Genomic DNA, 21,041 nt, shown 5'->3' on the forward strand with positions numbered 1-21,041 from the left:
TCAAAACTCGATTCCGGAAAGCTTTGGTCGGCTGACCGGGTACTTAACCCGCCTTGCGCGGGTTTTGTGCTTTATGGGGCTGCTGATTGACTCTTTGCCAGCTCAGACAGCAGCACACCATCTAGAGCTGTCAAAACGGGTTTAAAGGTATCGCTATTGGGGATCTTGCTGACTGCGCGGATGACTTCTGAAACTGAAATATCACCAGCGCGGGGCGCATAACCACCGCCTGGGCCTCGTTGAGAAACAACGAGCTTTCCGGCGCGCAGCTTATTGAAAATCTGCTCGAGGTAAGAGGTGGAAAGATTCGCCTCTTTGCTAAGTGTGGTCAGGGCCACGAACGAACCGTTTGAGATGCGTTGTAGTGCCGCCATTGCGTGAACAGATGCCATCACGCGCTTCATGCCAAATTCCACAATCACATTCCTCGGCCAGGCAGGCCATTGGTCAAAACTCGATGCTTAACGTACTGCAGGCTGTTGGTCGGCAGCCGGGTTACCCTTCTGGGCCAGGATGTAACAGAGTTTACGGAGCATCACCTCAAAAACATTCAGACGGGTAGCCTGGTGTGCTGCTGGTTTACGTGCGAAATCAATCATGCTTTTCTCCTTACCAAACCTCCGGCCAGCCTCTTATGACGGCGGCCACCCCAATCTCCGATGATTTATCGTCAGGATTTAATCTGCGATGCTGTCCATCTGCGATCCTGTCTGCGTCCTTCCAGTCCTCCGCCATAACGCGATAAGTGCGATAACCACCACCGCCGCTAATGACTACGGTGAATTGTTTCTTAGCCATGAATCCTCTCTCTTTGCCCTTATCGCCAGGCTGGCGGAACGGTACTGTCTGCTGCGCATTTCAATGTGTCATCTCATCCGGTGTTTCGTATGCCGCCGGCAGCTACTTCGTGGGCTCCCTGCCTGGATGACTGTGTATTTGATGGGATAATTATAGACACATCTTGTGTCTGATAGTCAATACACGAAATGTGTTTGTTTAAGGTAAAAGAAAACCAGCAGGAAGCCGGTTTGCTAGGAGAGGGGTTAGGAAGCCGGTTTAAAACGGCCTTTTAGATACTTTTCAACGTACTCATCAATCTCTTTCAAACGAACCTCGAAGAGATCAATCATCTTATCTTGTTCTGACTCAGGCAGTTGCGAGAAAAGTTTTAGAATTTTCCTTTGCTTATCAGGTAGCTCTTGCCCGCGATTCTCCTCATCGCCAAATAAGATGTAGCTTGGTGTTGTATCTAATACTCTTGCCAAAATAACCGCGTCATCAACCCCGATGTTTCTCACACCCAGTTCGTAATTACCGACACGTGAAGCAGTAGCCCACCCGCACAGCTTGGAAAGTTGCGCTTGGCTTAAGTTCTTGCTGTCGCGAAGAGTCTTGAGTCTCTCGCCGATGATTTCGGACATAGTTTTCATAATGAAATTTTACCACGCTTTGTGGTATATGGTTGATCACGTTTTGAGGTTGACTATGGACACATTTCGTGTCTAAATTGGTCTATCAATTACTAGGGAGAACACCTGTGAATAACATTTCTTCGGAACGCCAAAAGTTGGGGATATCGCAAACACAGCTTGCGGAGGCTCTCGGCTGGGGGCGCTCCCGTCTATCAAATTATGAAGCAAACCTGCGCGAGCCTGGCCTCTCCGAATGTAGAGCAATTGTCGATACGCTCAACTTCCTTGGAGCAAGTTGCACACTTGATAGGGTTTTCCCTCTTGAAGCATCAACTCAAAGCGAGGAGTGACATGCAATTCACAACCTACAAACATCCTAACCAACAACCCCGGTTTTCGTTGAAAACTCAAAATCAGAATATTGGCCATCGTCGTGACGGCATTAAACATCGGGCTATCCGTGATGCTGTGCATGAGTGGGAGCTGAGTTTGCCCGGCCAGGCTCAGGAAAAGATTGCTCGGCTGGTGGCGGAGCAGTGGGAAAAGCTGGGGGGCAGGGGGATAACGATCAACAAACAGAACCTTTTTCGTTATCTGAAAAATGAAGCTAACTCCGACAAATACACCGCTTACGTAATACAGCTTGCCACGGCGATCAGTGAATCCATGCCCCTGGAAATTGCCAGAAAGCACGGGCTGCGTTCTGGAATGACTGAGACTGAGCTGGTGGCCCGGGCTATTAAAGAATGCGGTGAGGCGCACCAGGCCAAATTGTTAGGCGCGCCGCTGCAGAAGCTTGAGAAAGAGATCAGAGAGGCAGCTATTGCGCTTTTCAACATGTTGCCCTCAGACGTAGCAGGACCGCTGCTTGCCAGCATAGGCGCAGTGACGCCGCAGTTTTTCTAATCGAGTTTCGACCAATGACCATTAAGCCCGGTTCTTTCGGGCATCAGGAGTAACCATGGCCGCGCTGCCTTACATGCAACTCTACATTGCTGACTACCTGGCGGACACCATGCATCTGTCAACAGAAGAGCACGGTGCATACCTGCTGCTTATGTTCAATTACTGGCAAACAGGGAGAGCTATACCGAAGAGCCGTTTGCCCAAAATTGCACGGCTGAGCAACGACCGTTGGATTTCCGTTGAAAGCTCGTTGAAGGAGTTTTTCAGCGATAACGGTAGCGAATGGAAACATGATCGTATTGAGCGCGATCTCGATGGCGTCCGTAATTCGCTCGAGCAGAAGTCGGCTGCAGGTCGTGCCTCTGCTAAGGCGAGAAAAGCCAAAAAAGGAACGGAATCAGAACGGCAAAGCAACGACCGTTCAACGGGTGTTCATTCGCCGTTAGAACAGGATGGCAACGGAAATCCAACTAATAAAGATCCAGATACAGATAAAGATATAAAACATAAAAACAATATGCCCGACGCTGAAAGTGATCAGCGCCGTGCTCCCCCGGAAATTTCCCCTGAAGAAATTTTTATATCGCTGCCGCTAATCAGTGGTTTGTTGCATGACGTAACGCTGGATTACCTCGAAAGCCGAAGGGAGCTTTACCCGGCGGTGGATGTTCCTCAGGAGCTGCGGAACATGTGCGGCTGGCTCGAAAGCAACCCGAAGAAACGCAAGACGCCGAACGGCATCAAGAAATTCATCACGACCTGGCTGCAGCGTTGCCAGGACAATCCCAAAACCAGGCAGGTGACCCATGGGCAGAACCCAGCTGGAAACACAGAGTCCATCGCAGAACGGCAGTTACGTGAGGGACGCGAGCAGTACATTCGGGAACGACAGCACCACGGTGGACACACCGGCATGGCGGTTGTGGGACCTCATGACAAAAATCTACAGCAACCGCTGGATTGCGAAGAATGGCAATCGTCCATCGGACCTCTGGGAGCAGCAGATTGGCGCAATGAGCACTGAGCAACTTACCAGGGTTTGCAATGCCTGTGTTGAGCGTTGCGCCGCGGGCAGTACATGGCCACCGGATTTTGCAGAGTTCGTGGCGCTGGTCGCCGAAGCTGGCGGTGGGGCGATCGGATTCACGACCGCAGATGTACTTGCAGAGCTTACTCGCTGGCGCAACGAGTCATACAAGTACGGGAGTTCAGAACAGTTTCCGTGGCGACACCCGGTTATGTATCACATCTGCATCGATATCCGCCGGGCTGGTGTTGAGCGGCGTTTAACGGTCCCGGAACAGGAAAAGCTGGCAGGTACTTTGCTGCAAAAGTGGGAGAAGAAAGTCGCCGCTGGTTATTCGGTACCGCCGGTTCGTCGACAGCTTGCAACGCCGCGCGCACCAGCCGGACCAACACCTGCTCAGGAAATGCATGCTGAATTTTTACGGCGTAAAGCAGCCGGAATGCTTTGAATAAATCGAGTTTTGACCAATGACCAAAGGATTAAACATGAACAGCGAAAACCATCGGAAAGTGATCGGCTTTCTCAAGGAGAACAAGAGGGCCACTGCCCGGCAGCTCGCTAAGGTTCTGGAGCGCGACAGCACCGGGGCATGGAACATCCTGATGCACCTTCTGCGAAAGGGAATCATCAAGCGCTGCGGCACAGCCGCATTTCCCGAAATGAGACTTGCCCAGGGCTGGGAAAGCAAGATATGCCGCCGGAAAACGGCGCCGCGCCACCAGCGGGCCAGGCAGGCAATGGCTGAGGTATGCCGGAAGAACTGGCAGGGCTATGGGGTTCACAAGATTTTCGGGAGTGCAGGCAAATGAGTAATAACACGTAAACGGAAATTCGCATGGAAGCTTAGTGACTGAAGTATAGTTCGCGCAGAAATAGCCACAAAGGATTGACCGCGCGAACTAAAACGTAGTTTTGCGAACTAGCGTGTTAACTTTCTCTCATGCCTTTGTAAGTAACAGTCAATCAAGTTATTTGGCTCTTTTGAAACAGAATCAAGCTCAGTCTTTTTCAATTTGACCCCCTTGATCTCAAGAAGTATTTCAAGCAGGGCGACATATTCTTTGGTTAAACGCATATGAACCGGGGTTTCCTGCGCTTTATGTAGTAAATTCAACTCATAAATCTGCAAAAAACCGTCGAACATTGGTAACGGTGCCCTCGGAGCGCTGTGAAAAGCTCTCTGTGGAATAAAAGTAGTCTTATCGTCCTCAATTATTAGTGAGGTTTTGTGGTGAAGAAAATTGTCCCAGAATATTGGCGGGGTATTATCTGACCGTTTTCTTGAAAGCTCTGCTTTTACACTATCAATGAAAACTGCTATCTCCGTCTCGGTAGGTTCTTTAACCCAGTGATAACTCCGTTCTGAAGCTTTTAAAGGCCAAGAATCTAAAAGGTCATCATTGGGTTTTGGGTGAACTAGAGTCTCGGTTTTGCTGCTTTCACCTAACGCGTTATCAACTTCACGGCGCACTAAGTCGAAAAAGGCTTGCGCGTCAGGAATGTTCGCGCCGTAATCAAATTCGTCTTCAAAGCTATCCGTTAGGTTTTTGCAATGCTCCCGTTCATATTGATCCAGCTCCAGTAAAAGTGCGCGCAAGGCCTTGGGTGAAACGCGAGTTGTATAGTAAGCAACCTGATCATTAAGGTTTGGCGAGCCGGCAATTTCGCAGGCGTCCATATTGATATAGCCCGCCATCATTTTTTCGATGCGTGGATATGTCGTGTTCATATGAACTCCTTCTATACTGGGTAGGCAGTTAGGATGAAATCCGAACGACCGTTTATCGGCGCAGTGCCATCATCGATTTTTCGTAACAGAATCACCAGCTTATCAACGGTAACCGCTGGAGTGCTCATCGTTTTTCGTTTGAACTTCCGGCCGACGTCAAAATTGTTTTTATAAATGATGTGCAAGTCTTTATCGTCCTCCACATCATCAGCCAGATCTGCGATTGCTCGCTTATCTCCTGTATACCAAGTATACACCTTGTCCAAGTTGGATAGCAGCGCTTTAGCTATTAATGTTTCTGCGTAGCTAATGCCATGATTAAATCCACTGCTCGCATGACAGTTCGGATCCCATCCAAATCTACCTAACAACTCATCGTCACTTTTACCAGCGTGTTTTTTTAACGTATGCCCACCAACGGGGCGCGGTGCTCCAGGGGCTATTGGGCCGTTGATTTCGATTTCTTCATGTTGTGGCAGCGAAATTTTCATGATGTCTGCCATCAACTCCACCAGCTTTTTTTCAATGCCCTGCGGTAGTGGGCCATTCCACAAATCCATGTAAGTACCAAGTGACTAAAAAATATTACTTTACGTCAAAAATTGTAAAATTTGTAGTATATAGAATGAGTGAATGCTCAACGAACATCTACCAGCTAATGCCTTTGAGGTAGAGATTGATAACGTCTCTTTTTTTGATATTGAAACGTTTTAAAAATTTCAAGAAGCTCAAGGTTCTGATAAGCAGAATAACCCGCCTGACGAGTAACCCGCTTTAACATCACCGTGCTTTTCACTTGCTGTTAACCTTATGAAATTATGATAAATCGAACTGGAAGGCTCTTCGGAGCCTTTTTAATTGCAATCCAAAATAAACGGGTTAATAATACCTGTACATTCATACAGTATTTTTAAATGGGGGGAATTTTTGAGCAAAGAAATCATCCTCCGTTATACCCCGAAAGACGTGCTTCGGAGTCTCCCGCCTGGCGGGGGCTGAAGCCATGGTCAGGTCGTTCGGGGCAGCCAGAGGGGAACGAAGTGATAAAAAATAATGAAGAGTTGCCGGACACAGGCTACGCGCTTATTCGGTGCGAGGATTATGCCGTGGTCGCTAGATTTAGTTCATTCCCGGATGGCGGCAGAGCATTGTTATACAGGCGTGGTGATGAGGTATCGTTCGTTCCCCTTCAGCCTAACGAGATAATTGGCACACCGACACTTTTTACAGAGATGCTTGAGAAAGCGGGCTACCGAATTACAAGTTGCTTTGATACACTTCACTCGTAGGACTGAACACCCTGCACCTGCTGCGCCACGGAGACTACCATGGCGCATAACACATCAAAGAAACCTGAAACAAATCAACCCGACAGCCATAATAGCTCAGCCGGGAATTTTACACGTCCAGCAACAGCCCACACCCTGACGCCTCGTCAACAAGAAGTATTCGATCTTCTGGTTTTTTTCATACAGAAAAATGGCTATCCACCTTCCACAACCGAGCTTGCTGACTTACTCGGCTTCAGCTCACCAAACGCTGCAGCGGAACACCTTAAAGCCCTCGAGCGAAAAGGCATTATCACTATCACCCGCGGCGTTTCCCGCGGCATAGCGATTGCTGGAGATAAGGAACCGCTTCTTGCTATGCAACTCTTGCAGGAAATGATTGATGATCAGCCTGGCGCGCGTGAGAGGGCAGCCGCGTTACTGAAACTTCACGGAGCGCAGCTATGAAAAAGGGCTGGTTCCAACATGACAACCTGACCGCAGCGCAAGCCGAAGAGTTAGTGAAGCGATACAAGGCCAATGGCGTCGTTACGGAAAAGAGCCTTGCTCCGGATTACACCAGTTGGATTGTCAGCGCGCTCCTTCCTGAAGGTAAAACACCGCCGCGAATCGACCGTACTTACCAACAGCCGTGCTGGAGGCAGTAATGAAAGCCTACAGCATAACCCCTATGGGCAAACCGCGAATGACACGCGCTGATAAGTGGAAGAAGCGCCCCGAGGTTTTACGGTACCGGGCGTTTTGCGATGAAGTGCGCCTGAACCGAATAGAGCTGCCTGAGTGTGGTTACCACGTTATTTTCGTTCTTCCAATGCCGCCGAGCTGGAGCAAAAAGAAACAGGTGGAGTATGACGGCAAGCCACACCAGTCGCGACCAGACAAAGACAATCTTGAGAAAGCGTTACTTGATGCCTTATTTGGTGAGGATAGCCATATCTGGGATGGGCGCGTGTCAAAAATATGGGGAACAACCGGCAAAATCATTATCCGGGAGGCCGAACCATGCGCGCTATTTTGACCGTGGAGATTGCACATAATATGGGCGTGGTCTTGCTCAAGCCGGGCCGGGAACTGATGCAGCTTTTTGGTTATGGCAGGGTGCTTATCGAAATGCCCCCAAAGGCGATGGCACACCTTCCCTCGGGAAAGATACCGGATACGCGGCAGTCATTGGTTGAAGATACAGCACTCGATACCTTCTTCTCTGATGGGCGAGTGATTCAGGCTGCTGGTGGCATGACTTCGCTCGAGTCATGGCTATTTCGCAGCGTCCATCATTGCCAGTGGCCACACACGGATTATCACCATAATGAAAAGGTAACAATGCGGCATAGCCCCGGCGCCATGCTTCTTTGCTGGTCGTGTGATAACAAACTACGGGATCAGAGTACAGAGCAACTGGAAGCAATAGCGTTGCAGAACGTGAAAGCCTGGGTGATCGATGCGGTTCTTTCAAAGCTCGGATTCAATAGTGACAGAGAGCTTTCACTGGCGGAGCTTTGCTGGTGGGCTGTTTATATGGGCGTTTCCGAAGCGATAGGGGAGACCATGGCCCGGCGCGCGCTCAACTTCAAGCCTGACCCCATCCTCTCTGTTTATCGTGAAACCGATCTTGAACCATCTGTACAGGCCACCAGCGAACTGGCGAAGAGAACTGCATATTTCCAGCAACAGAAGGAGAAGGAGCAAGTCAGAGGAAAGCCCGTGGTGGCGCTGGTAGTCGATCCTGAGTCTCCCCAAACGTTTTTTTCCAGACCAAAACGAATTCGCTGGGAAGATCCAGGCTATCTGCAATGGGTTAAGACGCAACCGTGCGAGGGCTGTGGTTCTTCTGCGGATGATCCCCATCACCTCATCGGGCATGGACAGGGAGGGATGGGTACAAAATCGCACGACAGTTTTGCTATTCCGCTGTGTCGGAAATGCCATGACGAACTTCACCGAGACCAAAGGGAATTCGAGCGTAAGCACGGTTCTCAGTTGGTCATGCTCAAAAACACTTTGGACCGAGCCTTTGCTCTTGGTGTACTGGCTTAATTAGGAGAACACTATGCGTGATATTCAACTGGTATTAGAACGCTGGGGCGGTTGGGCGTCGCAGGAAGGGAGTCAGGTGGACTGGTCACCAATCGCCGGAGGCTTTAAAGGGCTGCTCCCGTCGGAAGGCAAATCCCGTCCATCCTGCTGCGATAACGATGGAATGATAGTGGACACCGCCATTGGCATGCTGAAAAAAGCAGGTCGCGCCGATGAGCTGGACATGGTGATGCTTCACTACATGTATGACGTTTCGAAGTCTACCCTGGCGCGTTGGGAGAAATGCTCCGAAGGTAAGATACGCAGCCGCCTGATGATTGCCGAGACGTTCATTGATGCATGCATCATCATGAGTGGTGCGATCCTTGAAATGGATGAGTGGACGCACAAGAGCAAAATAAAAAAAGTTGCTTAGGGGCTATTCGTTACGAATTTGACCAGTTAGTGTGATAAGAATCGTCACAAAGACACAACGCTTATCAAGTCATAAATCCTCGCATTTGCGGGGTTTTGGGTATAATGCCTAAAAAAAGGAGGTATTATGACTTGGCAAGGCGTCCCTTTTCCTTTCAATCACACCAGCGATATTTGGTCATTGATTATTGAGAAAATACCGCCGATTGAGATAACTACAGGCTTCGCATGGGATTCGGTTATCAGCTCCATTGTTGCGGGAGCTATCCCGGCATATATTGCTTGGAAGGCGATAGAAAATAATCATCGACTGGCGGAGTTACAATCAAGGCAATCAATGAAAAAGGAGCTTGCAGAGAAATTAAGAATTGCGGCATTGGATTACATATGTTCAGTCGAAATTTTAGGTTTAAAATCTTATCAGCTTCTTAATGACAAAAGTGTCAATAGAAAAGATTTAGAAAAAGGACTTTTTCCTCAATATTATCAGTCCTTACTCCATAAAGTGCAGAGAGAGGAACGCAATCTATGCCTCTTGATTGAACCGACGGAAAAGGGAATAGTTCTTCTTGAGAAATTACCTTATTTCCAAGATACGCTGCAAAACTTCTTTACAGACAGTGACTCGTTCGACAAGGGTTTCGATGAGCTGAAGAAAGTATCTGATAACTTTGTTTTAGAATTTCACAAATACATGAGCTCTTTCTGATTATTTAAAAAAGAATATTATTAATGTTATGCCGCTTAATGCGGCATTTTTTTAATAATCGGGCGGCAGAGAGTCAGTATTGAGCTTGAAGAAGAGCGCTTCAACCAAACGGTTGAAGAGATAAAACATTGGTCGCCATAGGGCGGCCTTTTTTATTTCACACACAGCACCCGCATAAGCGAGGTGAGAGACCATGAGAATGAATGATCAGACGCCTAATGCGGTTACACAGCTTTTTGCATGGATAGCGGCGTTTGCCTCGGCGGTAGGCTTCACTACCCAGGACATGATTTACATCCTTTTTGGGCTGGTGGGGGTCATCGTCTCGTTGGCTTCATTCTTATCAGGTCGACTAGATGCAAGGCGATTCAGGCTCCAGGACGAGAAGCGCACAGCGCTACTTGAGAAATATCTTGAAGAAATCCATCACCTCCCGCCGGAACAGCGTCCAACGAGCGTGCAAGTCGTGGCAGAAACCATTAACAGGATAAGCGCCAATGCAAAATAAAAAGATTGGGGCGGCCGGTGCGGTCTGCTCAGTGGGTGCCATTATCGCAATAGTACTGGGTAGCGGTAATGTCAGGACGAATCAGCGCGGTCTGGAATTAATCGGCAACGCCGAATCCTGTCGACGTGATCCGTATGTCTGTCCGGCGGGTGTGATTACTGATGGCATCGGCAACACTCACGACGTGAAGCCTGGAACGCGAAAGACTGACCAGCAGATTGCCGCCAACTGGGAAAAGAACATCCTAAGCGCCGAGCGCTGCGTTAACAGCTACAGCAACGGGAAAAAGCTTTCAGATAACACGTTCTCTGCGGTCACTTCGATCACGTTTAACGTTGGTTGCGGAGCAATGCAGAAATCGACACTGTTTCAGCAGCTGCGCAGCGGGCAGATTACCCAAGCCTGCGAACAATTCCCACGCTGGGTATACGGCGGCGGTGTCATATTACCCGGCTTAGTTACTCGCCGTGGTGCAGAGAGGCAGCTCTGTCTGGATGGGGTATGAAAAAAGTTGAGGTTATGAAAAAATTCATATACTGTTTTTATATACAGTGATTTGGTGTTGAATCATGAGATCTGGAGGCGGAATTGAAATCCATAAGACTGAATGTGCTGAAAGATTTACTCGGCCTTAGAGGTCATTGGCCGAGCATAAGAAAATGACTTTAATTTTTTTGCTTCTTTCCGTCTATATGATCTGGATTGGATCTCAATATTGGTGGTTGTTCGTGCTCATCGCCATGCTCTTCTTCTGAATCCATATTCTTAAGCCCAGGGAAAGCAATTTTAGATTTTTTAATCAGCATTGACTCTTTAGGGAATGCAAGACCAGCATCATCTAAAGCTTCAACAATAAGAGCGTCTCCTTTCAATGTGAGCAAAAAGCGTCCAAATGAAACTCTTTTGCCACCAATAAAATCGAACGCCTCTGCATCAATAGTGTCTCTGAAAGCTCTTTTTTTTCCCTCAAGAAGAACGTATTCAAAAGGAATCACCTTTTTTAAGGCATCAGACGTAATTGTGCCGTCCATGCGTGAATTTTCGATTGTGATACGAACTTCAACAAAGTCCTTTTGGCTTACTAACCAAGAGGGTGGGTCTAAATCGTACTCGGTTGAATTATTCCATCGGCCTTCTAGCGCTGCCGATGAACCATGCCATGATTTAAATTTGTCAATATTATCAATGACTTTGTCGGCATTTATAAGTACCCATGCTACACATACGACAATGACTGTGATGCAGGGCCAAATAATATTCTTTATAACACTCATTATCTTATATCTCTCCATGGGGGATCTGATTCGAGGAAATCCAACACTGCTTTCTCACTATGTTTTTTTGATTATAAAGCTTATGAAAAACAGTTATGTAATTTTTATAGTAATTTTGATGATTGCAATAGCTGGTGGCCTTATCTGGTCCGCTAATCACTATTACGGCAAGTATCTGATAGAGCAAAAACGTGCTGATGATGCGGAACTGTTGGCAAAGCAGCGCCAGCAAACAATCAACGATATGCAGACCCGCCAGCGCGATGTTGCCGCTCTGGACTCGAAATACACTCAGGAGCTGGCCGATGCCAAACAGACTATTGAGCAGCTGCAGCGCGACGTTGCTGCTGGTGATAAGCGGCTGCACCTCAACGCCACCTGCCCAGTGCGTTCCCCCACCAGCGCCCCCGGCATGGATGATGCAGCCAGCCCCGGACTTACTGACGCCGCTGAACGGGATTATTTTCGTCTCAGGGAGCGAATCGAAACCAGCAACAAGCAAATAACAGGGCTACAGGAATATATCCGGCAGCAGTGTGCGAACCAGGCAGCATCAATGAAGGCATTACTTAATCACTAAGGAATCTACATATGAGATATAAATTTTTTCTTTTGGCTATCCTGTGCACCAATCTGGCAGGCTGCACGACACTTTATTACCGCTAACTATTATGAGAAAGCTAATACCTGCTGTTGTGCTGCTACTCAGTGGCTGCATAAATGTCTATGGGCCAGTAAAGCCAGGCGCTCAGGGAGACTCTACTCAAACAAAAGCTCCGGGTATGGATGATGCGGCATCGATCGTTAAAATTGGTAACCGTAAACCGCAAGAACTTTTCAATGCAGTAACAGCTTACTATCAGCAAAAAAGGCTTAACCCGTCGGTGCAGGACAACACCACCGGTATAGTAGCGGCTGTTAGTAGTGATGAGGGAGTAGTAAGTACCTATCTGGACTGTTCCGCGCTTCCGCAAACACAAAATATACAGGAGCAATCAAGAATTGTGACCCAGATATGGAGTGCAGGAGAAGGTAGCAATGTGAGCGTGGTTGTTACAGGAGTTGTGGGTTTAGTCACTTCGGATGGAAACGATAAGGTCAAGCCCGTTGAGTGTAAAAGCACAGGTTTGTTTGAAAAGGATTTGCTTGAAATCTTACGAAAGTGATTTTTTGCTTTCTTTTTAAAAAAAACTCTCAGGAGCAGGAAATCCTTCTATTCCTGAGAGGATGCAAACAGCATCATCGTTACAAAGTCGCGCCACTGTACGGGGTTTCCTGAACTAATCAACTTGTTTTAAAGGTTTTTAGGAAGAAATAAATTATTTTTGAAATGTCCTATCTAAAGTGAAATTACCTTCTAAGCTTGGTTAGCGGTTTCCGCGTATTGCTCTCTTATGCCTTGTTTTAGACCGCTCTGTCCGAGCGGTTTTTTTTCATGCTGTTTATGATTTGAAATGCTCTTTAGTCTTGAGGCAAAGGTGGCATATCTTCGTTAGCAAATTGAAACCCGTTTAGTTGGACAAATTATTTACTCGTGAACGAGTGATATTAATCCTGGTTGGAGCAAGCAAAGAGCTAAAAAACAGCAATAAGTATTCCGATCCGGTTTCAGCTTGACTTGAATAACTGGAGTTTTTTGGTGTGTATTTGGAAAAAAATAAGCGGGAGGTGACATCACTTATCCCGCTGAAGATTAAGATTTTACTCATCCATTTACCGTAAAAACTCCTGCGAGACTTTAGTGAAAATTTGAGATAAGTCAAATTAAATGTGACTTGCATCACATTAATGAGCGATTAGTATCAGCCGTTAGTGCTGCGTGACAGTATCCGGGCTTACTGATGTCGTTAAACGGGATTATTTCCGTCTCCGGGAGTGAGTCGAAACCAGCAGCAAGAAAATAGCAGGGCTGCAGGAGTACATCAGGCAGCAGTGTTTGAGATAAGCCGAAAGGCGGGAGATAGTTATGGATTTTGAAGAACGGACGAGAACAGTGGAAAAAGATGAACACTGCCGAGATAAAGCGGTCCAGAAGAGGACCGCTGAAAACGCAGTATTACTTAAAGTTAAACAGAAAATTATTTCGTCGAAATTATTTTCTCAACTCTTTTAAAAGCCTCCTCCACTTTTGGAGCAGAAGACAGATGAGCCGGAGTTACCTCTTTCAGCACATCCAACATGACTTCCCTGACGTTATGTTTTGGTGATAGTTGATTTATTGACTGAATGATTAATGTGAAAACTAGTTCATTTGTATGTTTTTGAACTTCAATTTCGCGTTTAATATCTTCAACAGTTTTCTCAAGTTCTAACATGGAACCCATTTTTCTTTCCTTATTCAGAGGTAATCAGCCATCCCTCATTGCTGTGTGCGTCCATACCCTAACATGGACGGGCTGAGATCATACCTTAGCGGTGAGTTACTGAAATTGACATGATGAGAGTCAACGATTTAGATCCCAATTATTGGTAGGTACTTGTGATGTCTGTTACTGATATTCTATGATAAGTTATCAAAAAAATATGCCGGGGAAATGAATGGGTTGGCTTAACACTAATGCAACAGGCTAAATTGCAGCAGGAGCAGCATTGTTAGTTATTATTGTGACTGTGGAACTTTCATTCATTAATAATTCATAGAATATCAAGGGAGCTAGGCGTATAAGGTGTCAGTGAAAACTATTTAAATATTATTTTTGATAAGCGATGTGGTTTATTTGAATGTTTTATTTAAGGTGTTTAACATGAATTTAATTATCTGTATTATTTTTATTTTGCAAGTGGTGTTGTTTTTTCTTGTTATATTTTCAAAGTCCTTTGTTAAAGGCTGGGTTGAGGGTTCTATCAAAGAGCATTTTGAAAAGGCATCAGAAAAGAGAAGCTATGAGCAGCAGACGAGATTAAAGGCAGAATTAGTTGCGGAATTACTGGCCGAATGGCTTACAGCTGGGGCTGACAGAAAGAAATTGAGGGAGCTAAATAATAAAGCTTTTTTATGGCTTCCGAAAGATATAGCTATGCAGCTTTCTGAGTTGCTTACACCTCCATCTAACATTTCAGTAGAAAAAGTTTTAACAGAAGTGAGAGCTCATTTATTAGGTGAGCAAGGAGAGGATAAATTCGATCCAGATGAAATTGTCAGCTTTCCACTAACCCAACATGAACGAAATATACGTCGTGAAAATGATGTTAATAATTAAACTTATATCATAATCTTACACCCCCATCTAAACGCCACCTTCAGGTGGCTTTTTTATGCCTGTTAGTAATAATTCCCTTCATATATCGTTAATGATGATCAATATCACTTGTGGGTCCTCCCGGCAGGATGGCCTGCCACGGGGCGGCTTGCTCGCGGGAATCGGCTAGTTTTTCGGATCCATGGTCATCATCATCATGTGGGTAGGTTCTTGTTTTTTATGAGGGCCATTTTTCAAAGATGTCGAATCGTTTAAAAAGTGTTCACCATCATGGACCAGGAAATTGCCTCTCTCAAACTCAATATCAACCAACTGGCGGCCATCACCGATGTTCACCGGCAGACGGTTGCCGCCCGGCTTAAAAATGTAGAGCCCGCAGCGGGCAGTAACAGCAAATTAAAGCTCTACCTCATCGCGGATATTCTGACCGAACTGATGATCCCGACGGTATCAACCAATCTGGAGGATATGCCGCCGGCCGACCGCCTGGCTCACTGGAAAGCAGAAAATGAAAGGCTCAAGTTTGAGCAAGACACTGGCCAGCTTATTCCTGCGGATGAGGTTGCCAGAGAGTTTTCACTGATGGCAAAAGCCGTCGTCATGGTGCTCGAAACCCTTCCCGATATTCTTGAACGCGACTGCGCGCTGCCGCCGGTGGCGGTTTCTCGCGTCCAGAGCGTGATTGATGATTTACGTGACCAGCTGGCTCAAAAAGTCCTGGATGCAAAAGAAGAGGAGGCCGAAACAGAGGAGGACTGATGGCTAAGCGGGCATCAGCAAGTGGTATCCGCCGCGACGTTTCCGGCATCCTTCGCGCGCCGCGCAGAATGGAGGTCGCCGAGGCGGTCAGTTCTTATATGCGTGTCCCTATGGGGGCAGGTAACTCCGTTCCATGGGATCCTGATCTGGCTCCCTATGTTATCGAACCGATGAACTGCCTGGCGTCACGAGAATACGATGCGGTTGTTTTCGTAGGCCCGGCGCGAACGGGCAAAACGATTGGCCTGATTGATGGCTGGATCGTCTACAACATTGTGTGCGACCCGGCAGATATGCTGGTGATTCAGGTTTCAGAGGAAAAGGCCCGCGAGCATTCGAAGAAGCGCCTGGACCGCACATTCCGCAGTAGCCCGGAAGTGAAAACTCGGTTAAGCCCGCGCAGAAACGATAACAACGTGTATGACCGCACCTTCCGCGCCGGGAACTACCTGAAGCTGGGTTGGCCGTCGGTCAATATCATGTCTTCCTCTGATTATAAAAGTGTGGCGCTCACTGATTACGACCGCTTTCCGGAAGATATTGACGGCGAGGGGGATGCGTTTTCCCTGGCCTCAAAGCGAACCACCACTTTTATGTCGTCGGGTATGACGCTGGTGGAAAGCTCCCCAGGGCGTGACGTGCGTGATACGAAATGGCGCCGTAGTTCGCCACATGAAGCACCACCCACCACGGGTATTCTTTCGTTATACAACCGCGGTGATCGCCGCCGGCTTTACTGGCCATGCCCGCATTGCGGGGAATATTTCCAGCCGGAAATGGACAACATGACCAGCTACCGTGAAATAGCCGATCCTGTTGCTGCCAGCGAGGCGGCGGTGCTCCAGTGCCCGGCCTGTAAGGGCAAAATCACACCTGGTATGAAACGCTCCCTGAATATGAAATGCGTGTGGCTCCGCGACGGGCAGCGTATTGATGCTGATGGAGGCATATCGGGGGAAGGGCGGCGGTCCCGTATTGCTTCCTTCTGGATGGAGGGGCCGGCCGCCGCTTACCAGACCTGGGCGCAGCTGATTTATAAGTTTCTTACCGCCGAGCAGGAGTACGAGGCCACGCGTAGCGAAGAAACGTTAAAAACTGTGGTAAACACCGACTTTGGTCGGCCATACCTCCCGCGCTCCAGCATGGAGCAACGCAAAAGCGAGCTGCTGGAACAGCGCGCCGAAGATGTACCCAAGCGTAGCGTTCCCGATGGCGTCTGCTTCCTGACCGCGACGGTGGACGTTCAGGCCGGACGAAACCGCCGGTTTGTGGTCCAGATTACCGGCTACGGTGCCATGGGGGAGCGCTGGCTGGTGGACCGGTACAACATCAAGCAGTCGTTACGCTGTGATAGCAATGGTGAAAGCCTGCAAATTGATCCGGCAAGTTATCCCGAGGACTGGGATCTGCTGCTGACCGACGTTTTCAATAAAACTTGGCCACTGGCCTCCGACCCGACAAAGGGCATGCGGTTAATGGCGATGGGCGTCGATTCCGGCGGCGAAGATGGGGTGACCGATAACGCTTATAAATTCTGGCGGAAATGCCGCCGCGATGGACTGGGTAAAAAGGTCTACCTCTTCAAAGGCGACAGTACCACCCGCGCTCAACTCATTAAACGCACGATGCCTGATAACACTAACCGAACCGGCCGCCGCGCGCTGGCTGCCGGTGACGTTCCCCTCTACCTCCTGCAGACCAATGCCCTAAAAGACCGGGTGAACAATGCGCTATGGCGTGAATCACCTGGGCCAGGGTATGTGCATTTCCCGTCATGGCTGGGTACCTGGTTCTATGAAGAACTGACTTATGAGGAACGGGCAGTTGACGGCAAGTGGAGTAAGCCTGGCAGGGGGGCGAACGAAGCATTTGACCTGCTGGTTTACGCGGATGCCCTGGTGATCCTGCACGGCTACGAAAAAATCAAATGGCCAGATGCGCCTGAATGGGCGCAGCGGGAAACATGGATTGAATCTTTACCTGGGGAAGATGCCGCTATTCCACTCCAGGCAACGAACGCTAATCCAGCCAGTAAAAAAGAACGGCGCAAGCGCGCTAAAACTGAACAAGCTAACCCATGGAAAACCTCAGGAGGCTGGGTATGAACCAAAGCGATATTGAAGCCATGATCCAGCGCTACAGCCAGGCAGAAATGGCGGTGCTGGACGGAAAGTCAATCCGGTTCAATGGTCAGGAAATGACGATGGAGAACCTCACCGAGATTCGAAAAGGGCGGCAGGAATGGGAGCGTCGCCTCTCTTTGATGAACCAAAAGAGGCAGGGGCGGCCTGGTTACCGACTGGCGAGGTTTAAATGACAATTCTGGATGACGTAATTGGCGCATTTTCTCCTGGCTGGAAAGTCTCCCGGCTTCGCGCCAGGGCGATGATCAAGGCCTATGAAGCGGTAACACCGAGCAGGACGCATAAAGCTCGCCGGGAAAACCGGACGGCTGACCAGCTAAGCCAGATGGGTGCCGCATCACTCCGCGAGCAGGCCCGATGGCTCGACAACAACCACGACCTGGTGATTGGTGTTTTCGATAAGCTGGAAGAACGTGTTGTGGGCTCAAAAGGGATTGTTGTTGAACCCCACCCAAAGCTGGCGAACGGAACGGTCGCTAAAAAACTGGCAAAGGAGATTCGTAAGAAATGGGGGGAGTGGTCTGTCAGGCCAGAGGTTACCGGGCAGTTTACCCGCCCCATGCTGGAGCGTCTGATGCTGAGGACCTGGCTCCGCGACGGGGAAGTTTTTGCTCAACTGGTGCAGGGTAGCGCCCCAGGGCTGGTGCCCGTGGCCGGGGTGCCTTTCTGGCTTGAAGCTCTGGAGCCTGATTTTGTCCCAATGACCAGTGATGCCGCAAAAAAGCTGAATCAGGGCATCACTGTCGACGACTGGGGAAGGCCTAAGGCGTATCAGGTTTATAAAAGCCTCCCGGTGGCTGGCCGGCAGTTCGATACGAAAGAAATCGACGCGGCCAATATGCTGCATCTCAAATTTACCCGGCGTTTACACCAGACCCGAGGCGCGTCGCTGCTCTCGGGCGTGTTAATGCGCCTGAGCGCGCTCAAGGAGTATGAAGATTCCGAACTGACCGCGGCGCGCATTGCGGCAGCGCTCGGGATGTACATCAAAAAGGGGGATGGGCAAACCTTTGATACGGACAGTTCAGGACCTGAGGACCGCGAACTGAATATCCAGCCGGGTATGCTTTACGACGATCTCCAGCCTGGTGAAGAAATCGGCATGATTAAATCCGACCGGCCAAACCCCAATCTTGAGCCCTTCCGCAACGGCCAGCTCCGCGCTGTCGCCGCTGGGATCAGGCTCAGCTTTTCCAGCACGTCCCGGAACTATAACGGCACTTACAGTGCCCAGCGGCAGGAGCTGGTTGAGTCGACCGACGGCTATCTGATCCTTCAGGACTGGTTCATCGGTGCCGTTACCCGTCCTATGTACCGGGCATGGCTCAAAATGGCGATTCTCAGCGGTGAGATTAAAGTTCCTCGCGGCGTTGATATGGACTCACTTTACAGCGCGGTTTATTCAGGGCCGGTCATGCCGTGGATTGATCCTGTCAAAGAGGCCAATGCCTGGAAAATCCAAATCCGGGGCGGCGCCGCGACCGAATCTGACTGGGTGCGCGCCGGCGGGCGTAACCCGGATGAAGTGAAGAGCCGGCGAAAAGCTGAAATTGACGAAAACAAAGAACTGGGACTGGTGTATGACACCGACCCCGCCAACGACAAAGGAGGCACCAGTGCCGAAGCTAAACCACAGGACGGCCCGCCGTCCGAAAGCCAGCGTAAAAAATAGCTGGTTTCGCATGCAAGCCGGCACCACAGGGGATGCCGATATTTTTATCTATGACGAGATTGGTTATTGGGGGGTAACGGCAAAACAGTTTGTCAGCGATCTGAAAGCACTCGGTGAAGTCAGCCACATCAATCTTCACATTAACTCGCCCGGTGGCGATGTTTTTGATGGCATCGCCATTTTTAATGCGCTGAAGCACCACGGCGCGGCGATCACGGTGCATATCGATGGATTTGCTGCGTCTATGGCGTCGGTCATTGCCATGGTGGGTAACCCGGTCATCATGCCGGAAAACACGATGATGATGATCCACAAGCCCTGGGGCTTTGCCGGTGGGGATGCCAACGACATGCGCGACTACGCCGATCTGCTGGACAAGGTTGAAAGTGTGCTGATCCCTGCCTACGCGCAAAAGACCGGTAAAACCACCGAAGAGATTGCCGCGATGCTGGACGATGAAACCTGGATGGATGGCGCTGAATGCCTCGCCCTGGGTTTCGCTGACCAGACCACCCCCGCTCTGCAGGCAATGGCCTGTATCCATTCAAAACGTATTGAGGAATTTGAAAAAATGCCAAACAGCATTCGTAACATGGTCACCCCACCACGTAACACCGTCCAGCGTGATCCACAGAAGCCAAATGCTCAGGCGCCAGTAAACGCACCTGATCCTGTCGACGAAACCGCAATCCGTGCGCAGGTGATGGCCGAGCAAAAAGCTCGCGTTAACGGCATTAACGACCTGTTTGCCATGTTTGGCGGTAAGCATAGCGAACTGCAGGCCAGCTGCGTGGCCGATTTGGATTGCACCGTTGAAAAGGCGAAAGACCAGCTGCTGGCCGCCCTGGGCAAATCCAGCACCCCATCCAACAAAAACAGCGCCGCGCACATTCACGCCGGGAACGGAAACTTTGTCGGCGACGGTATTCGCCAGGCGCTGATGGCTCGCGCAGGCTATGAAAAGCCGGAGAGCGATAACGTCTACAACGGCATGACCCTGCGCGAATATGCCCGTATGGCGCTGACTGAGCGCGGGATTGGCGTTTCCAGTCTTAACCCGATGCAGATGGTCGGTCAGGCACTGACGCACAGCACGTCGGACTTTGGAAACATCCTGCTGGATGTGGCGAATAAATCTCTGCTGCTGGGTTGGGAAGAAGCCGACGAAACCTTTGAACAGTGGACCAAAAAAGGCCAGCTCTCTGACTTTAAAACCGCGCATCGCGTTGGCATGGGTGGTTTCCCTTCATTGCGTCAGGTTCGTGAGGGGGCAGAGTACAAGTACATTACTACCGGCGATAAAGGCGAGACTATTGCGCTGGCCACCTATGGCGAGATCTTCTCGGTCACCCGTCAGGCAATCATCAATGACGATCTGAATCAGCTCACTGATGTTCCGATGAAGATGGGGCGCGCGGCGAAAGGCACAATCGGTGATCTGGTTTATGCCATTCTTACCACGAACGCGAAACTGTCCGACGGCAAAGCGCTGTTCCACGCTGACCATAAAAACCTGTCCAGCGGCGCCATTTCAGTCGCCAGCATCGATGAAGCCCGGAAAAGTATGCGGTTGCAGAAAGAAGGCGAACGTACACTTAACATTCGTCCGGCCTACATGCTTGTTCCGGTTGGGCTGGAAACGCTCGCAAACCAGACTATCAAGTCTGCCAGCGTGAAAGGGGCGGATATTAACGCCGGCATCAACAACCCGATCCAGAACTTTGCGGAAGTGATTGCTGAACCGCGCCTCGATGCTGCTGATGCCGCTGCCTGGTATCTGGCTGCAGCGAAGGGCAGCGACACTATTGAGGTGGCTTACCTCAATGGTATCGATATGCCGTACATCGACCAACAGGAAGGGTTTAACACTGACGGTATCGCCACGAAAGTCCGTATTGATGCGGCTGCTGCGGCGCTGGATTATCGCGGCTTGGCAAAATCTTCCGGCAAGTAATCTTCTA

The 21,041-nt window shown here is 49.4% G+C and carries 29 protein-coding genes; 21 read left to right on the top strand and 8 right to left on the bottom strand.

Annotated features, from left to right (window positions below; all coding sequences use genetic code 11):
• Positions 1 to 71: 71 nt before the first annotated feature.
• From F3J26_RS11320 to F3J26_RS11335, 4 genes are all read right to left on the bottom strand, one after another.
• Positions 72 to 416 carry an RrF2 family transcriptional regulator gene (locus F3J26_RS11320; protein WP_353621174.1) on the bottom strand — a complete coding sequence of 115 codons (345 nt, stop codon included), beginning with the start codon at positions 414 to 416 and terminating at the stop codon, positions 72 to 74.
• Between the two features lie 45 nt (positions 417 to 461).
• Positions 462 to 599, bottom strand: a complete 138-nt coding sequence (locus tag F3J26_RS11325; protein WP_164716872.1) for a hypothetical protein — start codon at positions 597 to 599, stop codon at positions 462 to 464.
• 10 nt (positions 600 to 609) lie between these two features.
• Complete coding sequence (locus F3J26_RS11330) at positions 610 to 798, bottom strand: hypothetical protein (RefSeq protein ID WP_166993837.1); 189 nt, start codon at positions 796 to 798, stop codon at positions 610 to 612.
• A gap of 245 nt (positions 799 to 1,043) precedes the next feature.
• On the bottom strand, positions 1,044 to 1,430 hold the full coding sequence (locus tag F3J26_RS11335) for a helix-turn-helix domain-containing protein (RefSeq protein WP_166993839.1): 387 nt from the start codon (positions 1,428 to 1,430) through the stop codon (positions 1,044 to 1,046).
• Positions 1,431 to 1,537: 107 nt separating this feature from the next.
• Here F3J26_RS11335 and F3J26_RS11340 point away from each other — a divergent pair, with 107 nt between their 5' ends.
• The 5 genes from F3J26_RS11340 to F3J26_RS11360 are packed head-to-tail and all read left to right on the top strand — an operon-like array spanning position 1,538 to position 4,154.
• A complete protein-coding gene (locus tag F3J26_RS11340; protein ID WP_166994056.1) occupies positions 1,538 to 1,762 on the top strand; it encodes a helix-turn-helix transcriptional regulator in 225 nt (74 codons plus the stop codon).
• 1 nt (position 1,763) lies between these two features.
• Positions 1,764 to 2,318 carry a toxin YdaT family protein gene (locus tag F3J26_RS11345; RefSeq protein WP_166993841.1) on the top strand — a complete coding sequence of 185 codons (555 nt, stop codon included), beginning with the start codon at positions 1,764 to 1,766 and terminating at the stop codon, positions 2,316 to 2,318.
• 55 nt (positions 2,319 to 2,373) lie between these two features.
• Positions 2,374 to 3,342, top strand: a complete 969-nt coding sequence (locus F3J26_RS11350; protein WP_166993843.1) for a YdaU family protein — start codon at positions 2,374 to 2,376, stop codon at positions 3,340 to 3,342.
• Complete coding sequence (locus tag F3J26_RS11355; RefSeq protein ID WP_166993845.1) at positions 3,332 to 3,793, top strand: replication protein P; 462 nt, start codon at positions 3,332 to 3,334, stop codon at positions 3,791 to 3,793. The genes F3J26_RS11350 and F3J26_RS11355 overlap by 11 nt, the downstream gene beginning before the upstream one ends.
• Positions 3,794 to 3,830: 37 nt before the next feature.
• A complete protein-coding gene (locus tag F3J26_RS11360) occupies positions 3,831 to 4,154 on the top strand; it encodes a winged helix-turn-helix domain-containing protein (RefSeq protein ID WP_166993847.1) in 324 nt (107 codons plus the stop codon).
• 110 nt (positions 4,155 to 4,264) lie between these two features.
• On the opposite strand, the gene F3J26_RS11365 is transcribed toward F3J26_RS11360, so the two are convergent.
• The gene (locus tag F3J26_RS11365) at positions 4,265 to 5,074 is read right to left on the bottom strand and encodes a hypothetical protein (RefSeq protein WP_166993849.1); all 810 of its coding nucleotides are present in this window, start codon (positions 5,072 to 5,074) and stop codon (positions 4,265 to 4,267) included.
• A gap of 11 nt (positions 5,075 to 5,085) precedes the next feature.
• A complete protein-coding gene (locus F3J26_RS11370; RefSeq protein WP_166993851.1) occupies positions 5,086 to 5,634 on the bottom strand; it encodes an RNase A-like domain-containing protein in 549 nt (182 codons plus the stop codon).
• A 768-nt stretch (positions 5,635 to 6,402) separates the two neighbouring features.
• Here F3J26_RS11370 and F3J26_RS11375 point away from each other — a divergent pair.
• From F3J26_RS11375 to F3J26_RS11410, 8 genes are all read left to right on the top strand, one after another.
• Entirely contained in the window at positions 6,403 to 6,810 is a 408-nt protein-coding gene (locus F3J26_RS11375; protein WP_166993853.1) for a LexA family protein, read from the top strand.
• Positions 6,807 to 7,010 (top strand): SH2 domain-containing protein, encoded by a 204-nt coding sequence (locus tag F3J26_RS11380; RefSeq protein WP_166993855.1) that lies wholly within the window; start codon positions 6,807 to 6,809, stop codon positions 7,008 to 7,010. Before F3J26_RS11375 ends, F3J26_RS11380 begins: the two co-directional genes overlap by 4 nt.
• The gene (locus tag F3J26_RS11385) at positions 7,010 to 7,381 is read left to right on the top strand and encodes a RusA family crossover junction endodeoxyribonuclease (RefSeq protein WP_166993857.1); all 372 of its coding nucleotides are present in this window, start codon (positions 7,010 to 7,012) and stop codon (positions 7,379 to 7,381) included. The genes F3J26_RS11380 and F3J26_RS11385 overlap by 1 nt, the downstream gene beginning before the upstream one ends.
• Entirely contained in the window at positions 7,366 to 8,400 is a 1,035-nt protein-coding gene (locus F3J26_RS11390) for a DUF968 domain-containing protein (RefSeq protein ID WP_166993859.1), read from the top strand. Before F3J26_RS11385 ends, F3J26_RS11390 begins: the two co-directional genes overlap by 16 nt.
• 13 nt (positions 8,401 to 8,413) lie before the next feature.
• Entirely contained in the window at positions 8,414 to 8,815 is a 402-nt protein-coding gene (locus F3J26_RS11395; RefSeq protein WP_166993861.1) for an antiterminator Q family protein, read from the top strand.
• 126 nt (positions 8,816 to 8,941) lie between these two features.
• Positions 8,942 to 9,523 carry a hypothetical protein gene (locus tag F3J26_RS11400; protein WP_166993863.1) on the top strand — a complete coding sequence of 194 codons (582 nt, stop codon included), beginning with the start codon at positions 8,942 to 8,944 and terminating at the stop codon, positions 9,521 to 9,523.
• A gap of 193 nt (positions 9,524 to 9,716) precedes the next feature.
• On the top strand, positions 9,717 to 10,031 hold the full coding sequence (locus F3J26_RS11405) for a hypothetical protein (RefSeq protein ID WP_166993866.1): 315 nt from the start codon (positions 9,717 to 9,719) through the stop codon (positions 10,029 to 10,031).
• Positions 10,021 to 10,536 (top strand): lysozyme, encoded by a 516-nt coding sequence (locus tag F3J26_RS11410; protein ID WP_166993868.1) that lies wholly within the window; start codon positions 10,021 to 10,023, stop codon positions 10,534 to 10,536. The genes F3J26_RS11405 and F3J26_RS11410 overlap by 11 nt, the downstream gene beginning before the upstream one ends.
• Positions 10,537 to 10,696: 160 nt before the next feature.
• Here the strand turns inward: F3J26_RS11410 and F3J26_RS11415 are convergent, their stop codons facing one another.
• Positions 10,697 to 11,305 carry a hypothetical protein gene (locus F3J26_RS11415; protein WP_166993870.1) on the bottom strand — a complete coding sequence of 203 codons (609 nt, stop codon included), beginning with the start codon at positions 11,303 to 11,305 and terminating at the stop codon, positions 10,697 to 10,699.
• Between the two features lie 118 nt (positions 11,306 to 11,423).
• On the opposite strand from F3J26_RS11415, the gene F3J26_RS22860 reads away from it, so the two are divergent.
• Both F3J26_RS22860 and F3J26_RS11425 read left to right on the top strand, forming a co-directional pair.
• Positions 11,424 to 11,885, top strand: a complete 462-nt coding sequence (locus tag F3J26_RS22860) for a lysis protein (protein WP_502706584.1) — start codon at positions 11,424 to 11,426, stop codon at positions 11,883 to 11,885.
• Between the two features lie 202 nt (positions 11,886 to 12,087).
• Positions 12,088 to 12,471: a hypothetical protein gene (locus F3J26_RS11425; RefSeq protein WP_286180181.1), complete on the top strand. Its 384-nt coding sequence runs from the start codon at positions 12,088 to 12,090 to the stop codon at positions 12,469 to 12,471.
• Positions 12,472 to 13,383: 912 nt separating this feature from the next.
• Here the strand turns inward: F3J26_RS11425 and F3J26_RS11430 are convergent.
• Entirely contained in the window at positions 13,384 to 13,629 is a 246-nt protein-coding gene (locus F3J26_RS11430) for a hypothetical protein (protein WP_166993874.1), read from the bottom strand.
• A gap of 420 nt (positions 13,630 to 14,049) precedes the next feature.
• On the opposite strand from F3J26_RS11430, the gene F3J26_RS11435 reads away from it, so the two are divergent.
• The 6 genes from F3J26_RS11435 (at position 14,050) to F3J26_RS11460 (ending at position 21,034) form a co-directional block, all read left to right on the top strand.
• Entirely contained in the window at positions 14,050 to 14,505 is a 456-nt protein-coding gene (locus tag F3J26_RS11435) for a hypothetical protein (RefSeq protein WP_166993876.1), read from the top strand.
• A gap of 270 nt (positions 14,506 to 14,775) precedes the next feature.
• A complete protein-coding gene (locus tag F3J26_RS11440; RefSeq protein WP_166993878.1) occupies positions 14,776 to 15,264 on the top strand; it encodes a DUF1441 family protein in 489 nt (162 codons plus the stop codon).
• Complete coding sequence (locus tag F3J26_RS11445) at positions 15,264 to 17,369, top strand: phage terminase large subunit family protein (protein WP_166993880.1); 2,106 nt, start codon at positions 15,264 to 15,266, stop codon at positions 17,367 to 17,369. Before F3J26_RS11440 ends, F3J26_RS11445 begins: the two co-directional genes overlap by 1 nt.
• Entirely contained in the window at positions 17,366 to 17,581 is a 216-nt protein-coding gene (locus F3J26_RS11450) for a DUF6148 family protein (RefSeq protein WP_166993882.1), read from the top strand. The genes F3J26_RS11445 and F3J26_RS11450 overlap by 4 nt, the downstream gene beginning before the upstream one ends.
• Positions 17,578 to 19,080, top strand: a complete 1,503-nt coding sequence (locus F3J26_RS11455; RefSeq protein WP_166993884.1) for a phage portal protein — start codon at positions 17,578 to 17,580, stop codon at positions 19,078 to 19,080. The genes F3J26_RS11450 and F3J26_RS11455 overlap by 4 nt, the downstream gene beginning before the upstream one ends.
• Positions 19,025 to 21,034: a ClpP-like prohead protease/major capsid protein fusion protein gene (locus F3J26_RS11460; RefSeq protein WP_166993886.1), complete on the top strand. Its 2,010-nt coding sequence runs from the start codon at positions 19,025 to 19,027 to the stop codon at positions 21,032 to 21,034. The genes F3J26_RS11455 and F3J26_RS11460 overlap by 56 nt, the downstream gene beginning before the upstream one ends.
• Positions 21,035 to 21,041: the final 7 nt, after the last annotated feature.

Source organism: Enterobacter sp. Ap-867, from assembly GCF_011752855.1.
Lineage (GTDB): Bacteria > Pseudomonadota > Gammaproteobacteria > Enterobacterales > Enterobacteriaceae > Cedecea.

Bases quoted from the DNA above. Each gene is read 5' to 3' on its own strand.
- F3J26_RS11355 (WP_166993845.1), top strand. From the start codon at position 3,332: ATGAGCACTGAGCAACTTACCAGGGTTTGCAATGCCTGTGTTGAGCGT.
- F3J26_RS11450 (WP_166993882.1), top strand. From the start codon at position 17,366: ATGAACCAAAGCGATATTGAAGCCATGATCCAGCGCTACAGCCAGGCA.
- F3J26_RS11375 (WP_166993853.1), top strand. From the start codon at position 6,403: ATGGCGCATAACACATCAAAGAAACCTGAAACAAATCAACCCGACAGC.
- F3J26_RS11410 (WP_166993868.1), top strand. From the start codon at position 10,021: ATGCAAAATAAAAAGATTGGGGCGGCCGGTGCGGTCTGCTCAGTGGGT.
- F3J26_RS11345 (WP_166993841.1), top strand. From the start codon at position 1,764: ATGCAATTCACAACCTACAAACATCCTAACCAACAACCCCGGTTTTCG.
- F3J26_RS11395 (WP_166993861.1), top strand. From the start codon at position 8,414: ATGCGTGATATTCAACTGGTATTAGAACGCTGGGGCGGTTGGGCGTCG.
- F3J26_RS11435 (WP_166993876.1), top strand. From the start codon at position 14,050: ATGAATTTAATTATCTGTATTATTTTTATTTTGCAAGTGGTGTTGTTT.
- F3J26_RS11430 (WP_166993874.1), bottom strand. From the start codon at position 13,629: ATGGGTTCCATGTTAGAACTTGAGAAAACTGTTGAAGATATTAAACGC.
- F3J26_RS11455 (WP_166993884.1), top strand. From the start codon at position 17,578: ATGACAATTCTGGATGACGTAATTGGCGCATTTTCTCCTGGCTGGAAA.
- F3J26_RS11425 (WP_286180181.1), top strand. From the start codon at position 12,088: ATGGATGATGCGGCATCGATCGTTAAAATTGGTAACCGTAAACCGCAA.
- F3J26_RS11400 (WP_166993863.1), top strand. From the start codon at position 8,942: ATGACTTGGCAAGGCGTCCCTTTTCCTTTCAATCACACCAGCGATATT.
- F3J26_RS11380 (WP_166993855.1), top strand. From the start codon at position 6,807: ATGAAAAAGGGCTGGTTCCAACATGACAACCTGACCGCAGCGCAAGCC.
- F3J26_RS11390 (WP_166993859.1), top strand. From the start codon at position 7,366: ATGCGCGCTATTTTGACCGTGGAGATTGCACATAATATGGGCGTGGTC.
- F3J26_RS11405 (WP_166993866.1), top strand. From the start codon at position 9,717: ATGAGAATGAATGATCAGACGCCTAATGCGGTTACACAGCTTTTTGCA.
- F3J26_RS11440 (WP_166993878.1), top strand. From the start codon at position 14,776: ATGGACCAGGAAATTGCCTCTCTCAAACTCAATATCAACCAACTGGCG.
- F3J26_RS22860 (WP_502706584.1), top strand. From the start codon at position 11,424: ATGATTGCAATAGCTGGTGGCCTTATCTGGTCCGCTAATCACTATTAC.
- F3J26_RS11415 (WP_166993870.1), bottom strand. From the start codon at position 11,305: ATGAGTGTTATAAAGAATATTATTTGGCCCTGCATCACAGTCATTGTC.
- F3J26_RS11360 (WP_166993847.1), top strand. From the start codon at position 3,831: ATGAACAGCGAAAACCATCGGAAAGTGATCGGCTTTCTCAAGGAGAAC.
- F3J26_RS11365 (WP_166993849.1), bottom strand. From the start codon at position 5,074: ATGAACACGACATATCCACGCATCGAAAAAATGATGGCGGGCTATATC.
- F3J26_RS11335 (WP_166993839.1), bottom strand. From the start codon at position 1,430: ATGAAAACTATGTCCGAAATCATCGGCGAGAGACTCAAGACTCTTCGC.
- F3J26_RS11445 (WP_166993880.1), top strand. From the start codon at position 15,264: ATGGCTAAGCGGGCATCAGCAAGTGGTATCCGCCGCGACGTTTCCGGC.
- F3J26_RS11385 (WP_166993857.1), top strand. From the start codon at position 7,010: ATGAAAGCCTACAGCATAACCCCTATGGGCAAACCGCGAATGACACGC.
- F3J26_RS11370 (WP_166993851.1), bottom strand. From the start codon at position 5,634: ATGGATTTGTGGAATGGCCCACTACCGCAGGGCATTGAAAAAAAGCTG.
- F3J26_RS11325 (WP_164716872.1), bottom strand. From the start codon at position 599: ATGATTGATTTCGCACGTAAACCAGCAGCACACCAGGCTACCCGTCTG.
- F3J26_RS11330 (WP_166993837.1), bottom strand. From the start codon at position 798: ATGGCTAAGAAACAATTCACCGTAGTCATTAGCGGCGGTGGTGGTTAT.
- F3J26_RS11350 (WP_166993843.1), top strand. From the start codon at position 2,374: ATGGCCGCGCTGCCTTACATGCAACTCTACATTGCTGACTACCTGGCG.